Here is a 20,865-nt window from a genome sequence, read left to right as displayed (position 1 = left end):
ACACTTCCCTATCATGAAAACGCACCTTAATGATGAATTACATCTAAAAGCTGTGTTATACTAGCCGTATATGTTACGCATAGTCGTAACTGAAAGGCTCATGGCAAATGTTTTCCCTACTACAATTAGGGCAAACGGTGTAAAAGTGTTCCCAGCACAATTACACACGCTATGGGTCTTTTTCGTTCCGTCAAATTATATTATTAAGAATATTCTATCACAAATAACCCAAACATCTATTCTCTCAAATTCTGAAAATACTTGAGAAAGTTAAACTTTATGTTGAAGCGTTGTTTTTTTAATCCTAAATTTAAATATGTAAAATTGCATTTATAAAATCTGTAAAAAGTAATATAATGTTATAGCGTTTTAAATTCACAATTAAAAAGGATGATTTGATGCCCCTTATGTACTCTTCACCTGTAACTAAAGAAACTGGTTTTATTGATTTAAAGAAATTTCTAACAGAAAAAAATGAAAACTTTATACTAGTATTAGACTCTAATGTTTGTATCTATCTAGAAGATTATTTCAAGAATCCAATCGATACCATTAACAGATGGAAAAAATCTAATCCAGAACTATTAACCGATTTTTTCGAAATGATAAAAACAGTTAGAGAATATAATTTAGAATTCCAAATACATCAGGCTTTAAATGAAAATTGTAGAAACATATCACAAGACTACTCATTAAATGTAGAGAGTTTTGTAACAAAGCAAGATTATATATTGTCTATATTAGAAGATTTCCCCTTAAAAAAAGTTTTATATCCTAATAAGCCTTTTGAATCCGAACACAATATTAATCATTTAAAACAAATCATGGAACCTATTGTAAAAAATTTAGATAATCCAAAAGTTACTTTAAATTTATTGTTATCCTATATTTGTACACTCAAATTAAGACTATTAATAGAGAATAGAGAATTAAAGAACCATGAAAAATTAAGAAACTATTATGATTTTATGTCTAAAACGGTTAACATCATTAGTTTAGCCCACTTTGGTACCGCAATTTTAACCTTTAGTGATTTCAAACTCAAAAATGGTAAAGGTATGGCTAGTTTAATTCACGCTAAAAAGAAGAAAAATTTCTCAAAAAGAGAATCCTTTATTAAGGCCATTTGGAATGCAGCAATTGATTTTGCTTGGGTTATTGAAGTATGTCAGGAAGCTGACTACGAAAAAACACCTATTTTTGTTACTAATGATTTTGCATTAAATGAAATAATGCAGAGATACAATATGATATTACGTATTAAAGACATTCAAAGCGCGCCAGTTTTTGCAAGATATGATTACTCTGGTATAAAGTTCGATTCACAATTTAACAAAGAATTAAATATAATTGAAGAAGAGTTAAAATTAAGACACGCTGATATGGACAATATGATTTATAGTTTTAATCAACAAAATAATAATAACGAAATTATGCAAAGGTTATTATCTATAAAAGAAGAACTAGAAGCTTTAATACCATACTAACATGCATATCACATTTCCTATATGGTAAAATGTATCTATCGCTGATATGTCCAACTATGTAATTTTCAAAGCAGCAAAATTACAACTAGACTTATACAACATGATTCAAAACAAATGAAGGAGTGTTTTAAGTGAAAGGACATATTCGAAAAAGAGGAAATAAGTATTGTATTGTTATTGATATTGGGCCTGATCCAGAGACAGGAAAAAGAAGACAAAAGTGGTTTTCTGGGTATAAGACAAAAAAAGAAGCACAGGCTGATGTGGCAAAGAAAATTACAGAGTTGAATGAAGGAACTTTTATAGAACCATCTAAAGTTACGTTAAAGGATTATCTAAATCATTGGCTAGAAATTAAAAGTATGAGCATAGAAAAGAGTACCTTTGCTGGCTATAAGGCGTTTATCAACCAACATGTTATACCTAGTATAGGAATGGTTGCACTCCATAAATTAAATGTTATACACATTCAAAAATGTTATAAGACTGCAATAGATAAAGGGATTGCAAACAATTCTATTCTGCTTATGCATAGAATTTTAAAGAGCGCTTTAAACCTAGCCGTAAAACAAAATATTATTTCTCGAAATCCCGCTGATTTTGCTGAGATACCTAAAAAAGAAAAAACCCCTATCCAGACTTGGACAGAGGAAGAAGTAAAAAAGTTTTTAGCTCATTCACAAGAATCACGATATCACATTGGGTATCTACTTGCAATAACTACAGGTATGCGTCTGGGAGAAGTTTTAGGTTTACGATGGCAGGACATTGATTTTGAAAAACATACTGTTACAATAAATCAAACATCTGGTCATGACAATAAAATCAAAAAAACTGCAAAAACAAATTCATCAAAACGCACAATTCCTGTACCTAATGAAACAATAGCAGCCTTAAAAAAACATAAAATTTTAATCAATAAAGAGAAATTAAGGTTTGGTTCTGCTTATCTAGATCAAGATTTAATAAATTGTAATGAGTTTGGAAGAATAATAAAAAGAGCACATTTCAGAAAAAGTTTCATTAGGATGACACACAAAGTAGGTATAAAAGAAATTAAATTCCATGATTTAAGACATACACACGCAACTCTACTATTGAAACAAGGAGTTAACCCTAAAATCATCAGTGAGCGATTAGGTCATACAGATATTTCAATGACATTAAGTGTCTATTCTCATGTTTTACCGAATATGCAAGAAGAAGCTGTTAAAAACTTCGGTAAAAGTATCTTTGGATAACTTATGTTTGCAAAATGTTTGCATTTTATAAAAATAAGTCAAACAAACGTTGTTATATCAAGGTTTGTTTGACCCAACATCTTATATTCTTGATAAAATCTCCGAATCCCTATTGAAATATTTAATAATGGAGCGTTCTCACCACCGCGGGTTATGCATTGGAATCGATATACATAGGAGAAAAAATCTTGTGTTTTTTCATCTTTTATCGGCTCTGACATCGCCTCACAAATATTTTGTGATCTAAGAGGAGAAAAATAGATTTCTTCTTCATTTGTATTTTCTAAATATATAGGACGCTCACAAAAAATATGTGAGATTAAAGCGGGTACCCACTTAGAATACGTTTCATTATCATGTAGTACTGGCAAATTAGAAATCAAATCGGATTGCCATTCATATTTTGGTAGTTCTACTAATCTATTTGGCTTCCAATCATGAATAATCTCATACCAACTTTGAAAAATATAATCGAGCTGCTCTTGTTTAATAGGTTCTTTTGATACAATCCATGGTGTATTTTCATTTAATACGTACGGATTATGCTGAATAAACAATATATCTGAAAACATATCATACAATCTTTCATTCAAACGTTTCAACTTACTCGTTAATAAAAATGTCTTATAATGTATCTCTACGATGTCCAGCCATTCAATAGGAAAGTATATAAATGATACCTTTTCATTTAAAAGGGGTTCTACTATATTTTCAAATGTTAGCAGCCTTAATTTTTTCATAAAATGATTCCTTCCTTTCTTCAGTTGTCTTGATTATCAAAAAGCTAGAACAATAGTTACTTAATCTAATCCATTTAAACCAAGTATTTAAAAGAAACGTAAAAACTATTTATCTACATAAACTATTATCAAACCGACTCTTTTAAAAATTCAAAGTAATTATCATGTATAACACCTCTATAATATTTGTATTTCAATACATTCGAATTATACATTAAACCTAATGCATTGTACTTATCATTTACAATAACTTTACAAAAAAACCAAAAAAGAACACCTTAATTCGGTGCCCTTTTTACAAATATCAACCTTTATGTAATTGAACATATAGATAACAGTAATCCCCCAAATGAAATTGCTCCTAGTAAACCTACTACAACTCCTGTTAAACAAATACAATCAGCAAGACAAATAGAAGACTGCGATAATGGAACGAATGACCTACTTGTACCCGAACCATATTGTTTTATCTTCTCATAATTCATATCTAACATTAAATGTAGACATGTTACACCATCCTCAATAGTATGTACAGATTCTTTTTCTAATCGCTCCAATAATTTACTATCAAAAGCAACTGCTAGAGGGTACTGCTTATCCGATTTCATATTTTGATAAATTAGTTGCAAACGAGATAATATATTATTTTTCTTCTTTTCAGATGTTACTGTACATTTCATATTATTAAATTCATTTAATAACAGTGATAATTCATCTCTTTTTCCGTATAAATCTTTAGCTATTTTTCTCTTTAGTTTATACGAATGGAAAATAGATTTTAGTTCAACCATATTCATACACTTCCTAATTACATAGTATTTACCCTATTATTTTGTAGATAAACAGTACTTTTTAATCTTATTTAAAATACACTTAAGCAACTTATTTTACTATCGATTAACATTACATTAACCTTACACGGTTGTAATAAAATCATTAGCTAGAAGGAAGCAATGCCCAAACTAGACAGATATTTAATGATAAAACCATAAGAAAAAAACAATGATTAGATTTTAAATCTAGTCATTGCTTTATCCATCACATCTTGATTACATCTATATATCTTATTGTTACTCTTTCACTTGAATGATTGAATATATCCATTAATAATGGCTATATTCTTTGTCGGCACGTACATATAACTAATGTTTTTTAATTGATAAAGTGAAACTTTAATCAGCTCTCACCAATCGGGCTTTTATGGGCAGTCCTCCACCTAACTTCTCTTTGCTCTCGCTGAATTTTTTTGGGGATGTTACTGCCCGCAACTAGCAAGATAGATGTTATCAATATTCATACGTTACAATAGTACCGGTAGTATCAGTAAAACCATCAAAACAGTTAGAGCAACCACCACAGCCTCCACAACCGCCACAGCCTCCGCAACCAAAACAACCGAAGCAACCAATACAACGGAAGCCACCACAACGGAAGCCGCCACAACGACCTCCACCACAACCGCCACAACGACCACAACCGCCACAGCGACGAGCAGCATCTTCAATATAGTAATATGGATATTGGTTTTGCTGGTCCCAATAGACAATATTTCCAGACCGGTAATCATTAAGGCTTAACGCTTGTAGTTCTTGTTGAAACTGATTCATTTTCATAACCTCCGTTTATAAAATACAACCTCATCGATACTTCCCTATATTCCTGTTCGTTACATCTAAGTAGAAATAGCGCTATAAACTAAGTTCAATACGTACATCAACAAAGTATGACTTATCACTAGATGATGCACCTTGTTCATATACCTATTTTTACTATGGGCTCATTTTTATAAAGTGAAACTTTAATCAGTGGGGTTTTGTTCATCCCCTACCTAACTTCTTTGCTTCCGCTGAATTTTGAGGTGGGGGGCTTACTGCCCGGCAAATAGCGGGATAAATAAAAATTAAAAAATATGAATTCTAGCGTCATATCTTCATACTTACTAAGTTCAATTAATTTCTCAATAATTATGATCCATATCCTATATATTTCCGTCTGCTGCTTAGATTTTTCTGTACTGTAAATGGCTTTCGCTATAACACCTCCAAGTGACCAGTTTTTATGACGGTTAAGAAATTCCAACAAAAAAAGCCCTAATTAGGGCTTTTCATTCTATTTCTCCAGCAAAGCTCTCTATGAAATTGTTAATTAAAAAAGACACACTTAGATTGATGCGTCTTTTTGTGATGCCTCTTTTGTGAAATCATATAAAGCAATTGCGCCTAAAAGAACAAGTATACCTTGAGGAACATCTAGCAAAATAGTTTTCCAAATTTCTGGAATTACCCATTTAATATCTGCTGCTGTTTCAAGATATGTTTGGAAATAGCTGATTGTAAAATTAATTATCCCTAAAAATACAAACAACGATAAACCAAATCGAATTAATTTCTTATTTGTAAACATATAACACCTCTCAAAATTCATTGGATATTCCTGCTTTTGCTTCTTTATATTTCCATATCTCTATATCTAATTTTAACACATAAAGAGCTCAAAAAAAATACGATATGCATATTTGCATATCGTATTAACAACACTCCATGATAATTTAGAAATTCCTGCAAAGAAAAAACAACTCCGTTACAGCTAACAGCTCGGGTTTCTTTTCTTATTTAACTTCATACCACCAACATTTACGTTCTTTGATTGTAAAATAAATGTGACAGAAGTTTATCCAGTTAATGCGTAGACAAGTAAATGAGCTAAATTATCGATATTCTATTTCGCCATATCCGTAGCACTAATGACTTTACGCAAATTTGACAAGAAAAAATATATAGATAGGTATGATCCATACCTATCTATAACATTACTTCTATTCTTTATCCAATTACGTCTTTTACGTCTGTATCCACTGGCCACTTTTCTAATGTATAAGCCATTTCCCAAAATGAATATTCATATTGACTGCTAATAATAAAATGCTGTTTCATACGTTTGCGGTCTGCCTCTGTTACTTTTTCAGCGATAGTATCTAAACGTGTAATTTGTTCTTCAACTAGCGTACGGAACCAATCAGATCCATAAGCAGAAATCCATTCGTTATAAATTGGCTCTTCCGGCTGGCACTCTTTTAAGCGTTCGCCAATTTCATAATACAACCAATAGCAAGGTAAAATTGCTGCAATGATATCTCCTAAATGCCCTTCATACGCAGCACGATACATATGTGAAGTATACGCATATGCAGTTGGCGCAGGAATAAAATTATCTTTTTCTTCTTTCGTTATCCCTAGTTTTTTAGCAAAATTCTCATGTAAAGATAACTCTGCTTCATATGTATTTTGAGCATGGTGTGCCATACGAGCTGTCGTTTCTAATTCAAGAGCTTTCGCAGCTCCTAATGTTTGTACTCTAGCAAAATGACTCAAATAATATGAATCTTGAAGAACATAATAGCGAAAACTAGCTAAATCTAACGTTCCTTCACCAAGTTTTTTTACAAAAGGATGGTTAAAACTCGCTTCCCAAATTGAATCTACTTCTTTACGTAATGATTGTGAAAAAGTCACTTAAATCCCTCCAATAATGTATAAAATATAAGTATTTATCCACAATTATTAAAGCTGTAAAATAAAAAAACTTTCTTTACAGGCGTAAAGAAAGTGAAATCGACAGTATTTATTTACTCATTAAATAGCAACGTCTTTCCCACTTCCCTACGCTGGCATTAACCAGATCAGGTACTAAGAGTCTCAAAATCACATTTGATCTCAGCCTATAAAAGGCCCCCCTAGTGGATAAATATTTTGTTTTTATAATGTATTCATCATAGCATACTTCGTGAAACTGTCAAAAAATTAGTTATATAATTCCCTTAAAACCCTTCTTCTTTTCTAACTTTTAATGATGTTTCAATAATCATATCTAATAGTTCGCTATAACTAATTCCCGCCGCTTCTGCACTTTTTGGCAATAAACTTGATTGTGTCATCCCTGGTAATGTATTAATTTCCATTACATATGGAATTCCGTCCTTCACCATCATATCAACTCTTGCATAAACACTACATTTTAATGCTTTATAACAAGCAAGTGACGCTTTATTTACACGTTCATTAATTTCTGCTGGAAGTTCGATAACTTCCTCAACTGTACTAGTATCATCATATTTTGCATTGTAGTCAAAGAACTCGGCTGCATGTCGAATTGAAACTATAGGTAACTGTTTTCCATCCAGAATTGAACATGTAATTTCATCACCTTTTATATACTTCTCAATTACTACTTCAGAATCCCATTCGAATACAGTTTCTAGCATTGAGATCAATTCATTTTTATTATAAACGATTTTCACTCCGACACTCGATCCGCCAGAGTTTGGTTTTACTACTAATGGAAATCCTAACTTATCTAACTCATCAAGATTTAGATCCTCCATTTTTGTAAGTTCAATCCAATCTGGTGTTTCTACACCTTCATAACGTAAAATCTTTTTCGAAATATTTTTATCCATACATATACTGCTAGATAACATATTACTTCCGCTATAAGGAATCCCTAAACTCTCCAGTGTTCCTTGAACTGTCCCATCTTCTCCGTATTTTCCGTGTAACGCGAGCAACGCAAAATCAATGTCTTTCGTTTTTTCAATTAAATCCACTTTTTCATTTAATGTAATTGGAACTATTTCATACTTATTTTTATCTAAATGAGCAATCATTTCATTCCCCGTCATAATTGAAACTTGTTTTTCAGACGATACCCCGCCCATAATAACACCGATTTTCATTTTCTCAACTCCAAATTTCATTTTTTAATGTATCACCAATTATTTTAATTCCCCGAACTATTTCTTCTTCTTTCAAGCGCGAAAACCCTAATCGGAAAGTGTTCGCTCCTTCTCCATCAGAGTAAAAAACATCTCCAGGTGAAAACGTAACGCCTTTCTCATAACACTTTTGTAAAAGTGTGCGGGCATTCATATGCTCTTCTAGTTCTATAAATAAATGAAGTCCACCATCTCCAGTCATTCTTTTGAAATGAATGTACTGGTTACATGCCCCGACAGCTAACTCATATTTTTTCTTATAAACAGATCTTGCCTTTTTTAAATATTTCTCAAAATATCCCTCATGTAAATATTGAAACAGAACAGCTTGATCTAGCGTAGATGTGTGAATCGTTCTTGCTCTTTTTACGCTTTCTAAATAATGAATCAGCTCTTTATCTGCAATAATCCAGCCTACACGTAAACCAGGGAAAAGTACCTTTGAAAAGCTACTAATATAAATCACATTATTGCCAGCTCCCGCAAAAGTTAATAATGGAGCTAAATGTGAACCTGAATAACGTAATTCTTCATTAAATCCGTCCTCTATAATAGGAACGTTGTATTTTGAGAATAACCTCATCAATTCCGTTCTTTTCTCTGAACTCGTAACAATACCGGTTGGATTATGATAAGACGGAATTAAATAAGCAAAATCAAAATCTTTTTCACGCAAACTTTTTTCAACTTCATTCGTATCAATACCATCCTCATGCATATCAATCCCATGAACTTCAAGTCCATGTAAACGGAACAGCTTTAGTGCAGCGTGGTGAGTTGGATTCTCACAAATGACACGACCAGATTTTTTTGATAAAGAAGAGAGTACAATATCCAATCCTTCTGTAAATCCATTTGTAATTAGAATATCTTTATTCGAAATGTCTACACCTTTCATTTCCATGTAATGAAGTAAATAATTCATTAACGGTCTATATCCCTTTGCATATCCGTAGTTCAATACGATGTCTCCTTCAATGGACATACGAGTAAGAAAAGCTCTTTTGAAATTTTCAACATCAAATAGCTTCTCATCCGGGGCTATACTATTAAAGACAATCATTCCCTTTTCCCAACGAACACCATGTTTCATTAAATCTAATTCATCCGCTAATGCGGTCACTGTATTAAGTTTATTTTTCCAATTTATTTCAACAGACGAAGTGTTAGATATATCCACCTTCGCAACAAAGTTCCCTTTTCCTTTAACTGCATAAATGAGTCCTTCTTGTTCTAAATCTGCATAAGCAGCGAGTACAGTGTTTCTACTCACACTTAGTAATTCACTTAGTTCCCTTGTTGATGGGATTTTTTGATCCCCGAGCAAATGCCCTTTCATAATCATCTTCTTCAAATAATCTTTCAATTGAATATAAACGGGACGATCTTTAACAACTTTAAAATCCTTAAACAATTCCTTACCCCCTGCAATCATTTTTTCATATTTATTTCATTCTCAAAAGGTCCACGACATATGTATTTTTTATAAAGGGCGGTACGGTCTTACAAATCTTTTCGATATAAGTTAATCACATCTTTTAAAGCTGCAGCTGCAGCGCCTCGTGGATTAGAAGCCCCACCAATTGTAGTAACTTGTCCCATCGTATCTGTAAAGAACGTAATTCCTTTTTCGGTCCCATTTACTTTTGCTAACGGATGATCTTTCTCTATTTCGCACGGTTCAACATTTAAATTGACATTGCCACCCTCATCCTTATATATTGATGCTATTAATTTAATAATTTTATGTTGTTCCTTAGCATTTCTAATTTGCTGTTTTGTAACGTGCTCGATTCCTTTTATATGTATATCAGTAAGTGTTTTCTCTGTTTCCATTAAGCTGTTTGTCAAAAGTAACAATTTACACGCACTATCTGAACCACTTATATCTAATATAGGGTTTGTCTCAGCAATTCCTTTATCTTGTCCTTCTTTCAATGCTTCTTCAAATGTCATATCTTCCTCATACATTTTCGTAAGAATATAATTAGTTGTTCCATTTAATATTCCTTCTATTTTTTCAATACTGCAACCGGCTAAACTAAATTGTCCGATATCTAGGGTCGGTAATGCAGCGGCTGTTGCACCGCTATATCGAATTCGTACATTTGCGCCTCTTGCTGCTTCATTTATTTCTCTCCAGTTTGTAACGAGCGCCCCTTTAGAAATTGCTACTATATCCATCTGTTTCTCAATCGCTTGTTTCATATATTGTCTTCCTGGATTTCCATCTTTAAGATTTGTAACTGTTGATTCTACCAATACAGTGCCACTTATGCTAGTTGTTGCACGTTCCTTCGGATGATACTCTAAATATTTTTCAATTGCAGCGGTACCGCCACCATACATCAATAAATGATGAAGTGATAAGCCGTCTTCATTATGTATTGCAATATTTCTCCCTAATACGCCACTTACAACTAATTGAATCCCATATGTTTCATATATATATGAATATTTTTCATTTAATAATTTTATAAACTCTCTGCCTACTGTTCCGTATCCTGATAATACAACTTGAATTTTCATAATATCCCCCCATATTTTTCTACCAAATCCCTCTTTCAATATAATATAAAGCGCTCTCGAATTCCATCGAGAGCGCTTTATTATTACCTATTTCGGTAAACGTGATAGCTTTTCAGCAATTGTTCTATAAAACTCTTGAATGCTAGAAAAACCTAATGAGTCTGAAACACTTAATCCTACCATATCGAGATGATCCCAATTCGCTTTCGTTTCGATATGGTTCCATTTTCCAATCTGTAATGACCCATTATTATTTACAGCAACATTAGAAGATGGTGCAATCATAGAATTCGTATTTACTACACCATCATTTTGCCACCAAGAAGTATCAACTAACGGACGGTTTTCTTCATATCTCGCATAAGAACCTAAGAAAAATGCATTCCCCATCAACACTTTATTCATCGTAATATGCGGTAAATGTAAACCTGTTATAGGTGCTGCTTGTGATGCATGTCCACTATAAGATAAGTAATACACATCCGGTTGCGTCTTTACCCAATTATTTAACTCCTTTGCACCATCTGTACTTAAATCCCATTGACTTATATCTTTTGTATTTTTCCAAAGTGAACTATTTAGAATACGATTACTATATTGGAAAAAGGACTCTCCAGCATTTTTCTTTATACCCCATTGATCCAATTTAAAATCATATAATGATAAATTATTGTTTCCTCCAAAGCTTGCAGCTGTAATGAGTAAATCTTTAACGAACGGCAGTAGAAGACTACCATCCGCAAGTGTTGTACCGTTGTGAGGGGTTGCTAATGTTGTAACACTATGAACATATGATTTTCCGCCTTCAAATAGTGGTGATATTTTGGTGTCTGGGTGATTTTTCACATAATTCTTTTCTTCAAAACTACCTTCTTTTAATAGCTGTACTAATGTTCTAATCGTTTGTCCACCCATGCTATGTCCAACTAAATGAACTTTATTTGTTTCACTCCAATTCGGCGCAAAACCACTATAAGTTCTGCCAAAACGATTATGTCCATGTTTCTCAGCATGTACTGCACCATAGTCTACTGTCCCACCGCTAATTTGTGCATACAATTCACATGCACGATCCCAGTTACTAGAAACAGGTCCAACAGCTGCGGTATGTACCGTATAACCATTGCGTTTCAAATCTTCCTGTATATCATGAACACCACCCCAATATTTTACGCCAAGCATTTCTTCTCTACCCCATCCAGCAAATCCATTCACCAATATGATAGGATAATTATTTTGTTGCCTCTCTTCAGCGTATGATATTTTTGCTGCGAATGAACATACGGTCACTAATGCGAAAAAACATATTTTTAAAAATAACTTCCCCATACTTCCCCCCCTAATAAAACGTTTACATGTTTCTTTTTTAAAAAATAACAGAATACTTTAACAACTTAAACATAATGTAAAGTATTTTATATACGTTGTATATATAGAAAACATATACAAATGTTGATAAATATTAATTCAAGTAAATATTTACTTTTTACAATACAACTTGTAAATCTGTTTATTTGAATTTATAATTAGATATAGTTGCCTCATGTTAAAAAGATTTAAAAACCATAAGAAAACTAATCTCATTGCTTGAAAAGGAGGAAAAAGCATGCAAATCGGATCAAATATTCATACATTATCTCAACCTACTAAAATAACTCCATCTACTCTTGAGCATAATACTATCTCTTCTACTAAACTTGAAAGTAAGAAAATAAATGATCCTATCAAGTTTGATATTCGTTCATCTGAAAAAGAAATGAAACAGCCTGAACATAAATTTAATGAATTAGATTTATGGAAGATGTTAAAGGATAAAGGTGTTCCCTTATGGATCATCCTTGAAATGCTACAAAAGGCTCGTAAAGAAAAAGAAGCCCAAAATAATTCAGTTCAAAATTCAAATGGGATTGAGGAAACAAACGAGACTCGATTAAATGAAGTAATGTAAAGCATAGTAATTGATTTGTCTATAGACTAAAAAGAGTTCGAAGCTGATGAAATTTTTATCAACTCCGAACTCTTTTTTAAGGTTTTTCGCCAATCGTTACAAATTGAAAAGATACTTCTCCTTCCAAACCTTTAATTAGCTTTTTTACTTTGACATTTTCATTAACCATTGTATTATCTGTCGACATTTTAGGTCTTTCATCGCCTAAAGATCTCTTTAATTGAAGAAGGTGCATTTTCGTTTCATTTGCTTTTATTTCCTTATATACGCTATTTTTTGCTACAATCACATACGATTGCGTTGGATATTTACGAGTGTTTCCTATCCAAGTGTCACTATCGTATGTAACAGGAATCTCATTTCCTTCTATTTTAATACTTTTCATAGTCTTTTCGTCTTCATTTGTAAACAATAGTGATCCTTCTTTTGGGAATTTTGGTAACGTATCTAAAATATAATTGGAGCCATTACCTCGTTTATGAAAAATTTTTTCTTTAATCAGTGCTAGTGCTGTAGATTCATTTAAAATTAATACATGTCCATTTCCGACTTCACCTTTTTTCACAGAAAACACTTCATTTTCTTTCGTAATTTCCTGATAACGATTAATAATTGGTGAAATATTATTTTCATCTCCAATAATTAATACACCGTTTGCAGGAAATGAGTTATCCTTTTTAGAGCATGAACTAAAGCTTATTAAAAGTATTATAGTTAACATAAAAATAGTTAAAGTTCTTTTCATCACGGTTCCTTTCATAATTCATATCATTTTTTACATGCTTTTCTGTAATTTTATTAGTTGATATCCTTTATTGCTCCATAGTCTTATAAAGCTTTTGTAGGTAACGCCAACGAGTAATAAAGAAATATAAAACTTGTATACATATAAATGAAATTAAAATAAAAATCGAGCTATTTAAAATAGAAAAACTAACTAATTGTTGCAGTGCCGTATACGCTACTACAGTATGAATCACCGCAACAGCAATCGGTAAGAAGAACATTAATAATAACTGTCTCGTTACAACTTTTTTTAACTCTTGTTTACTTAATCCCATTTTCGAAATCATTTTATATTGTTGTTGATCACGGTCCAAATCAGTGTATAATCGGAAATAAATAAAACTAGCAGCAAATGTAAAGAAAACGATTCCGACTAAAACACTTGCCATAAGTAATAAACCATTTTTTTGCTTTGCCTCCAACAAGTTTAATGTTAAAGCTCCAAAGTAGAAATCACTGTCCCTAAGATCTTTATCGAATATACTCTTTAATTGATTTGAAATCTCTTTCGTTCTTATCCAATCATCTACAACAAATCCGTAAGTACGATGTTGAATATCTTTATCCTCTGGATTACTCGTCAGAGGAATTTCATCATACACATGATCTTGAACAGCAATATAAATACTACTAGAATCATGTGGTAAAACTAAATTCTCTACAGTTTTCTTCACACGAAATGTCTTTGTCCAATCTCCTTGAATGACTTCAATATTTTTTTTATAGTCACCATTTTTAAATTCTTGCTTTTGTGACACCCTCCCAGGGATTAGTAAAATTTCATCTTCTTTTTCAATCGTTTCATGTTGGTACCCGAGTGCTCTCGTAAGTTCGTTATATTCACTTAATTTCAATACATTTACGTTACTTTCTGTAAATTTACTTGAAGATGAAGCCATTCGATACGGAATATTTGCATCCAAGAGGTGTTTTTTTATAATAGAGAGATGTTTATCTACCAATTTGTTGTTTTCAGAGCTTTCATACAGAAATGTATATGGGTTTGTCATCCACACTAAATTTCTATTACCAATAGCAGCTGTTGTACCAATAGCTGTAAATGCAACTGCTGAAATAATAGATACAATAAAAAACATCGTTGCATTATCTTTCATACGGTAAATTAATTCAGAAAACGTTAATATATTTGTTCTTTTTAAAAAGAAAGATTCTCTCCTTTTAGCAAGATGTAATATATAAACGCTACACTGTGTATATAAAAAGTACGTTCCTACAATTACTAGTAGGACACCCATTCCGAGCGTAGTAAAACTGGAACTTGAAATAAAGCGAAATACTGAGAAATATCCATATCCTATACTAATTAAAGAAAGCAGTGATAATAAAATTGAAGATTTCGGTTCAGGTTTTGGTTTTTCCTCTGCTCGAATAAGTTCCACAAGTTCCGTTATTTTTACCATTTTAAATGTAAATAGTGAAACAATGAAAAATAAGAAAAGAAAAGTGATAACTGTTAATAATACAGCCTTCACTGGTGTATAAAAAGGCAAACCATTATTAATCATTAATACACTTGCGCTTATCAATAAGACTAGTTTAGAAAATATGAGTCCAATGAAAATCCCTATACAAATTGAACCAAGTCCAATCAACATATTTTCAATTAATAATAATTTCTTAAACTGTCTCATTGACATACCTTGCATCATTAATATGCCAAATTCTTTCTTACGAGTTTTTAAAAATGAACTAACTGAATATAGAATAAAGAAAAATGAAAATACAAAAATCAAACCTTGCGAAATTGTAAATCCCATCGTACCATATGCACTCATTGTTGCACTTGTTGATTTTAATTCCCCTTGTAAATCAGGATGAAATAATAAAAGAGCATACGTAAAGAAAACCATAATAGAAAATGTACTACTTAAAAAATGGGCAGCATATGTACGCTTATTACGAAAAATATTATTAAATGCGAACTGACGAAAAGTCATGCCTTTTCCCTCCTAACAAAGAAAGAACATCCATAATCTTTTGATAAAAGGCTTGTCTGCTTTCACCACAATAAATTTCGTTATATAGTTGACCATCTTTAATAAATACTACTCTACTGCAAAAACTCGCAGCATACGGATCATGTGTAACTAACATCATCGTTGCTTTTTCTTCTTTATTAAGAGTATCAAGCATCTCCATTACATCATTTGAAGATTTAGAGTCCAAGTTCCCTGTTGGTTCATCTGCAAGTAATAATTGCGGCTTATGAACGATCGCACGAGCGATTGCTGTTCTTTGAGCTTGTCCCCCTGATATTTCAAACGTTCTTTTATTCAATATATCTGTAATATTTAACTTCTCTGCAATCTCTTCCAATCGCTTGTTCATTTCTTGCACGGAAACACCATCTAAAGTCATCGGCAATACGATGTTTTCTTTTACAGTAAGTGTGCTAAGAAGATTAAATGATTGAAAAACAAATCCTAATTGTTTTCTGCGGAATAACGCTAATTCTTCTGATGATAATTGAAAAGGATTTGTGCCATTAATAAATATTTCTCCCGATGATGGAGAATCAATAGTAGATACCATATTCAATAACGTTGTTTTTCCGCTACCTGATGGACCCATAATTCCTACAAATTCACCTTCTTGAATTGATAAATCAATATCTACTAATGCTTTATAAGGTACTTTCCCTTTATATACTTTACTAATACTTTTTGCATGTAAAATTTCCATGTATATTCTCCCTTCATTTCCACTGCTCACTATAAAGTGTAAATGAATTGTCTTACAGCTCATATTGATTCATCTTTCATTTACCTTACACGCTTGTAAGATTTCTGAAAAAACTGACAACATAATTATTTCAAACTAAAATTAACGCATAACTATCTTATAATAATTGTATAGTAGTAGGAAATATAATGTATAATAAATCTTTATTATATAAATGAGAAAAGACCGATTGCTATCGGTCTTTTACTACCAAACGTTATATTTTTATCCACTCAGATTTTCTCAATATATAATGATTATATATTTGATTTTCTATCCTCTGTTGGCTCTTATAAATAAACCCGCATTTTTCAATAACTTTATTTGATGCTACATTGTTAATTAAAGCAATTGCGTTAAGGACATTTAAATTTGTTTCTTTAAACAAATAGTCAATTAAACCTTTAGTCGCTTTTGTAGCATAGCCATGATTTTGATATTCATTTGAGATAGCATACATTATCTCTCTGTTTGGTGAAGGGAGTTCTTCTTTCATACCTGTGCAGCACCATCCAATGAGTTCATTTGTAGCTTTCTTAAATATTCCTAGCTTTAACGTATGATTATCTATGTTATTCGTAGTTTTCACTGCATCAAGAAATGCTTTGTTTGCTGGTATTTCATAATCTGCAATCCAATCCACCCTTTGTTCTTTCGTTGATTTCCAGTCTGGTAAAAATTTTGCTATTTCCGGTTGATTTGCTATTTTATAAATACTCTCTGCATCTTTGACCGTAAATTCTTGCAAGTATATATCTCCACAATCTATTTTAAATAACTTAGTGAATCTCTCTTCTCCCATGTTAATCCCCCTTACTTACGTTATAGCTCTTTAATCTGCTTCGTAAGTTCCATAAACCGTTCATCCAGTGCTTTATATTCTTTGTCTTTAGAAGTTAAAAAGCTTAATTTCCCTAATACTTCTTGTCTCTCTGTTTCTAACGTTAAACGTAGCTCTTCAATATCATCTCTTGTTTTAGTAGGTTCTTCTAGCTGCTTTTGTATCGTATTGTTTGAAAACACGAGTTTTGTGTTAGTTGTTTTCTCCAGAAAATATCGATCGTGAGATACAATTACTAATGTTCCGTTATACTCAGCTAATGTATTTTCAAGTTGTTCACGTGAAGGTAGATCCAAGTGATTCGTCGGTTCGTCTAAAATGAGTACATCTTTTTCATCTAAAATATAAGCCATTAGCTTACATTTTACTCTTTCTCCCATACTCATATGCTCAATCGGCTCTTTCCATTGAGACGCTTGGAATCCTAAATGTTTCATTAAATTTTGGACTTTTCCTCTTTCTTCAAACGTCTCTTTAAAAAATAAATTTTCTGGTGTTTTATCAAGCGGTAAATCAAAAACTTCTTGTGTTAAATAGCCGATGTTTGCAGATGGTGAAATCCATATTTCTCCTTCAGCAGTTTCCGTTCCCATAATCATCTTCAGTAATGTTGTTTTCCCACTACCGTTTGGTCCAACAATCGCAACTTTCTCACCGTGCTGAATTGTAAAATTAACGTTTTCAAATAATACTTTCCCATGAAAGTCTTTTTTTAATTGCTTCACTTCTAAAAAGCGTTTTCCTACTTTTTTGTTCGCTTGAATAGAAAACTCAACTGAATACTCTTCTTTCACACGTTCTACTTTCGTTTTCTCCAGCTCTTTTTCGAGTCGTTTTCGTTTTGACTTCACTTGTGCATCCATTCGCTTCGCTTTTACACGATAGAATTCTTTCACACCTTCTTGTTTTGTAGACTGCGCGTGTGCCTTTTGTGACCATGAACTCAATTCTTTTATATGTGTTTCTACTTGTTCTATCTTTTTTTGCTGCTTTTCATATTCACGCTGCTGCGTCTTTCTTTTATGCTCACGTGCTTTCATGTAGCTCGTATAATTACCACTATGCTCAATTAATTTTTTGTCCTCAATTGACCATATTTTTGTTGCGACAACATCTAAAAAATATCGATCATGTGATACAACGATAACTGTACCTTTCATGTTTTTTATTTGTTTAATGAGAAATCCCGTACTGATCTCATCTAAATGATTTGTCGGTTCGTCTAATATTAAGACATTAGGATTTTCAGCAAATCCTTTTGCTAATCGAATTTTCAGCTTTTCACCACCACTTAAAGTATGAAAATCGTTCGTTGGCACGCCCCATTTCGCAAGAAGTTCTGCTTCTTTTGCAATTACATCATTACTAATAAAAGATTCTATTTCTTGCTCAACATATGCGGTTGTCATATTCATTTGCTGCCATTCAACAATCCCTTTTGAAGGCTCAATCTTTCCATTTATTAATTGAAGTAACGTTGATTTACCAGCACCGTTTTTACCAATTAATCCGATAACATCCCCTTGTTTTACTGTCACATTCATTTTCTCTAACAACATATTTTCTTTTATTTCAACATAAACATCATTTAATTTTAATAGTTCTTTCATAATACCGATCCCTTTCATTAAGGGAGAATAAAAAAATCCTCCCAAATAAATTTGGCAGGATTAGTCGTTAAAATATTTACACCCAAATAAGCTATTACGTAACATAAATAGCAATACCGTTCTATGGAAATTGGGCAGACTAATCCTATTTTTTAGAAATTGAAATTTATTGAATTTCAACATTTAAAAATAAGATTAGTTAATCATCGTCCACCCATCATTCCTTTCTGTCATTAATAACCATATTGTACCATGATAATACTGTATGCGTAAATATTATTATTTGTACTTCAAAAGCAATTATTTTTCTTCAAGTTTATTTTTACAATTTCATGTGCTCATATCTTTAATTTTTACTAATTTGTATCATTTATTCATATGAAAACTTTTTAAAAAATACAAAACAAGGCTAAAAAACTTATCTCCAACGTTCTTTAGCCTTGATCACTTTTTACACATTAAAAAATATTACTCGTACTACCGTACCTTTATCAACTTCTGAATGGATTTCTACACTATGTCCTAATTGCTTCGTAATTTCATATACGAGATATAGCCCCATTCCTGTTGATTCTTTAAAATCTCTACCGTTTTCTCCTGTAAAGAAAGGTTTGAAGACTCTTGGTAAATCTTGCTTCGGTATACCTACGCCATTATCAGCAATTTCAAGTATAACGGTATTACCTTCCTTACAAGCTTTCACTTTAATCTTTTCTCTACTACCTGATGAATATTTAATCGCATTCGATAGTATTTGCCCAATTAAAAATTGTAACCATTTCGCATCACTTTCTACAGTAATGTCCTTATCAATTTCAAGCTCTGGATATACAAAATTCCGGATAAAGAACCGTTTATGCTCATGTACCGAATCATTCACTATTTTATGTAGTTGTACTCTTTCTACATAAAAATCTTGTGTAAATGCTTCTAAACGTGCGACATACAGAGCCATTTCTAATCCCTTTTTTAATCGATCAGTTTCCTCATTTATACTTTCAAAACGTGAATCTACTTCATCCTGTGTAATTAATTCTATTACAGATAAAGGTGTTTTCATTTGATGAATCCACTGATTCATAAAGGTTAAATGGTCATTATTTTTTCTCTCTTGCATTTGCAGCTGATTTTGATAATGTCGATATTGCACCTCAAGTAGTTCTTGAAGAGCAGCCGATACAGCTGCAAAATCAGATTTTTGAACAGATTCATCCAAAGATTGCATCGGGTTTGCTAAGCGCTCATAAAAAGAACGATGTGTAAAATAACGAAACACTAAATAACTTCCCATAAAGAAAGCCCCTAGAAACATTGCATATAACGCCGTTGTAATATGATTATGCCCATCAAACCAATATACGAGAAATATAGCTAGTAGTTGAATTATAGTAAAGCAAATAAGTGGTATATGATCACGTATAAATAATCTTATCATTTTTCTATACCAGTATCCCAAGTAATATGCAATCTATATCCAACACTACGAATCGTTTCAATCGCACCTTCTATATGTAACGTTTGTAACTTTTTACGCACACGTGTTGTATTTACACTTAATGTATTATCATCAACATAAGATTCGCTATCCCATAATTTATTTAACAACACTTCCCTACTCACAACACGCGGATAATTTTTCATTAATGTCTCTAATAAAATAGCTTCGTTTCTCGTTATATCAATCTCTTCGTTTCTAAGTTTCAATACAAGTCTTTCAGGATATAAACAAAGGCCTTGTTGCTCAATCATTCGCTCTTCTAGTTTCGGTGCATAATCTCCATATGCACGTCTTAAATGACTACGAATTTTCGCCACTACAACTTCATAATGAAAAGGCTTCGGAATAAAATCATCGCCACCATTTTCTAACGCCATAACTTGATCCATCGTACCTTCACGGGCCGAAATGAATAGTATCGGACATGTAGAAACACCGCGAATTTGACGACACCAAAAGTACCCATCAAAACTCGGTAAATTAATATCTAATAAAACTAACTCTGGTTGTTCATCTAAAAAAATGTCTAATACATTTTGAAAGTCCGATACAATAACTCCTTGATAACCATATTTCGCAACATGTTTTGATAATAGTTCTGCAATTTTCATATCGTCTTCTACAATCATAATTTTGACCATTATTGAACTCCTTTTTAATCCACAATCTCAA

The 20,865-nt window shown here is 32.1% G+C and carries 19 protein-coding genes, 1 pseudogene and 1 riboswitch; of the genes and pseudogenes, 3 read left to right on the top strand and 17 right to left on the bottom strand.

What is annotated here, in order from left to right:
* Positions 1-407 precede the first annotated feature (407 nt).
* Both HMPREF1014_RS12820 and HMPREF1014_RS12815 read left to right on the top strand, forming a co-directional pair.
* Entirely contained in the window at positions 408-1,487 is a 1,080-nt protein-coding gene (locus HMPREF1014_RS12820) for a hypothetical protein (RefSeq protein WP_157466022.1), read from the top strand.
* 131 nt (positions 1,488-1,618) lie between these two features.
* Positions 1,619-2,728 (top strand): site-specific integrase, encoded by a 1,110-nt coding sequence (locus HMPREF1014_RS12815; protein WP_000675852.1) that lies wholly within the window; start codon positions 1,619-1,621, stop codon positions 2,726-2,728.
* A 38-nt stretch (positions 2,729-2,766) separates the two neighbouring features.
* On the opposite strand, the gene HMPREF1014_RS12810 is transcribed toward HMPREF1014_RS12815, so the two are convergent.
* From HMPREF1014_RS12810 to HMPREF1014_RS12765, 10 genes and pseudogenes are all read right to left on the bottom strand, one after another.
* Positions 2,767-3,468: a pPIWI_RE module domain-containing protein gene (locus tag HMPREF1014_RS12810; RefSeq protein WP_000736193.1), complete on the bottom strand. Its 702-nt coding sequence runs from the start codon at positions 3,466-3,468 to the stop codon at positions 2,767-2,769.
* Positions 3,469-3,779: 311 nt separating this feature from the next.
* Positions 3,780-4,265, bottom strand: coding sequence for a hypothetical protein (locus HMPREF1014_RS12805; RefSeq protein WP_009326979.1), 486 nt, complete (start codon positions 4,263-4,265; stop codon positions 3,780-3,782).
* Positions 4,266-4,474: 209 nt separating this feature from the next.
* Positions 4,475-4,609 (bottom strand): annotated as a pseudogene (locus HMPREF1014_RS31255) (site-specific integrase); the annotation flags it as partial.
* Positions 4,610-4,754: 145 nt separating this feature from the next.
* On the bottom strand, positions 4,755-5,075 hold the full coding sequence (locus HMPREF1014_RS12800; RefSeq protein ID WP_001071364.1) for a heterocycloanthracin/sonorensin family bacteriocin: 321 nt from the start codon (positions 5,073-5,075) through the stop codon (positions 4,755-4,757).
* Positions 5,076-5,628: 553 nt separating this feature from the next.
* Positions 5,629-5,892, bottom strand: a complete 264-nt coding sequence (locus HMPREF1014_RS12790) for a DUF3937 domain-containing protein (RefSeq protein ID WP_002082716.1) — start codon at positions 5,890-5,892, stop codon at positions 5,629-5,631.
* Between the two features lie 398 nt (positions 5,893-6,290).
* A complete protein-coding gene (tenA, locus tag HMPREF1014_RS12785) occupies positions 6,291-6,980 on the bottom strand; it encodes a thiaminase II (protein ID WP_000144509.1) in 690 nt (229 codons plus the stop codon).
* Positions 6,981-7,107: 127 nt separating this feature from the next.
* A riboswitch (TPP riboswitch) is annotated at positions 7,108-7,213 on the bottom strand.
* Between the two features lie 72 nt (positions 7,214-7,285).
* Complete coding sequence (locus HMPREF1014_RS12780) at positions 7,286-8,200, bottom strand: D-alanine--D-alanine ligase (RefSeq protein WP_009326978.1); 915 nt, start codon at positions 8,198-8,200, stop codon at positions 7,286-7,288.
* Positions 8,201-8,204: 4 nt separating this feature from the next.
* On the bottom strand, positions 8,205-9,653 hold the full coding sequence (pdxR, locus tag HMPREF1014_RS12775) for a MocR-like pyridoxine biosynthesis transcription factor PdxR (RefSeq protein WP_000471629.1): 1,449 nt from the start codon (positions 9,651-9,653) through the stop codon (positions 8,205-8,207).
* 89 nt (positions 9,654-9,742) lie between these two features.
* Positions 9,743-10,768, bottom strand: coding sequence for a homoserine dehydrogenase (locus HMPREF1014_RS12770; protein ID WP_000701768.1), 1,026 nt, complete (start codon positions 10,766-10,768; stop codon positions 9,743-9,745).
* Between the two features lie 87 nt (positions 10,769-10,855).
* On the bottom strand, positions 10,856-12,097 hold the full coding sequence (locus tag HMPREF1014_RS12765) for an esterase/lipase family protein (RefSeq protein ID WP_000517069.1): 1,242 nt from the start codon (positions 12,095-12,097) through the stop codon (positions 10,856-10,858).
* A gap of 277 nt (positions 12,098-12,374) precedes the next feature.
* Here HMPREF1014_RS12765 and HMPREF1014_RS12760 point away from each other — a divergent pair, with 277 nt between their 5' ends.
* Positions 12,375-12,716 (top strand): DUF3914 domain-containing protein, encoded by a 342-nt coding sequence (locus HMPREF1014_RS12760; RefSeq protein ID WP_001165516.1) that lies wholly within the window; start codon positions 12,375-12,377, stop codon positions 12,714-12,716.
* Between the two features lie 76 nt (positions 12,717-12,792).
* Here the strand turns inward: HMPREF1014_RS12760 and HMPREF1014_RS12755 are convergent, their stop codons facing one another.
* The 7 genes from HMPREF1014_RS12755 to HMPREF1014_RS12725 all read right to left on the bottom strand — a co-directional run bounded on the left by HMPREF1014_RS12755 (position 12,793) and on the right by HMPREF1014_RS12725 (position 20,834).
* Positions 12,793-13,461 (bottom strand): lipoprotein BA_5634 family protein, encoded by a 669-nt coding sequence (locus HMPREF1014_RS12755; RefSeq protein WP_000831684.1) that lies wholly within the window; start codon positions 13,459-13,461, stop codon positions 12,793-12,795.
* Between the two features lie 67 nt (positions 13,462-13,528).
* Complete coding sequence (locus HMPREF1014_RS12750) at positions 13,529-15,460, bottom strand: ABC transporter permease (protein WP_000144183.1); 1,932 nt, start codon at positions 15,458-15,460, stop codon at positions 13,529-13,531.
* Positions 15,435-16,205, bottom strand: coding sequence for an ABC transporter ATP-binding protein (locus HMPREF1014_RS12745; protein WP_000404277.1), 771 nt, complete (start codon positions 16,203-16,205; stop codon positions 15,435-15,437). Before HMPREF1014_RS12745 ends, HMPREF1014_RS12750 begins: the two co-directional genes overlap by 26 nt.
* A gap of 256 nt (positions 16,206-16,461) precedes the next feature.
* Positions 16,462-17,046, bottom strand: a complete 585-nt coding sequence (locus HMPREF1014_RS12740) for a GNAT family N-acetyltransferase (protein ID WP_000503529.1) — start codon at positions 17,044-17,046, stop codon at positions 16,462-16,464.
* A gap of 20 nt (positions 17,047-17,066) precedes the next feature.
* Complete coding sequence (gene abc-f, locus HMPREF1014_RS12735) at positions 17,067-18,695, bottom strand: ribosomal protection-like ABC-F family protein (protein WP_009326977.1); 1,629 nt, start codon at positions 18,693-18,695, stop codon at positions 17,067-17,069.
* A gap of 451 nt (positions 18,696-19,146) precedes the next feature.
* On the bottom strand, positions 19,147-20,130 hold the full coding sequence (locus HMPREF1014_RS12730; RefSeq protein WP_002103134.1) for a sensor histidine kinase: 984 nt from the start codon (positions 20,128-20,130) through the stop codon (positions 19,147-19,149).
* Positions 20,127-20,834 (bottom strand): response regulator transcription factor, encoded by a 708-nt coding sequence (locus tag HMPREF1014_RS12725; RefSeq protein ID WP_000238969.1) that lies wholly within the window; start codon positions 20,832-20,834, stop codon positions 20,127-20,129. The genes HMPREF1014_RS12730 and HMPREF1014_RS12725 overlap by 4 nt, the downstream gene beginning before the upstream one ends.
* Positions 20,835-20,865 lie beyond the last annotated feature (31 nt).

The organism is Bacillus sp. 7_6_55CFAA_CT2, from assembly GCF_000238655.1.
GTDB classification, from domain to species: domain Bacteria; phylum Bacillota; class Bacilli; order Bacillales; family Bacillaceae_G; genus Bacillus_A; species Bacillus_A cereus.
This window is presented reverse-complemented; position numbering and strand designations above follow the sequence as displayed.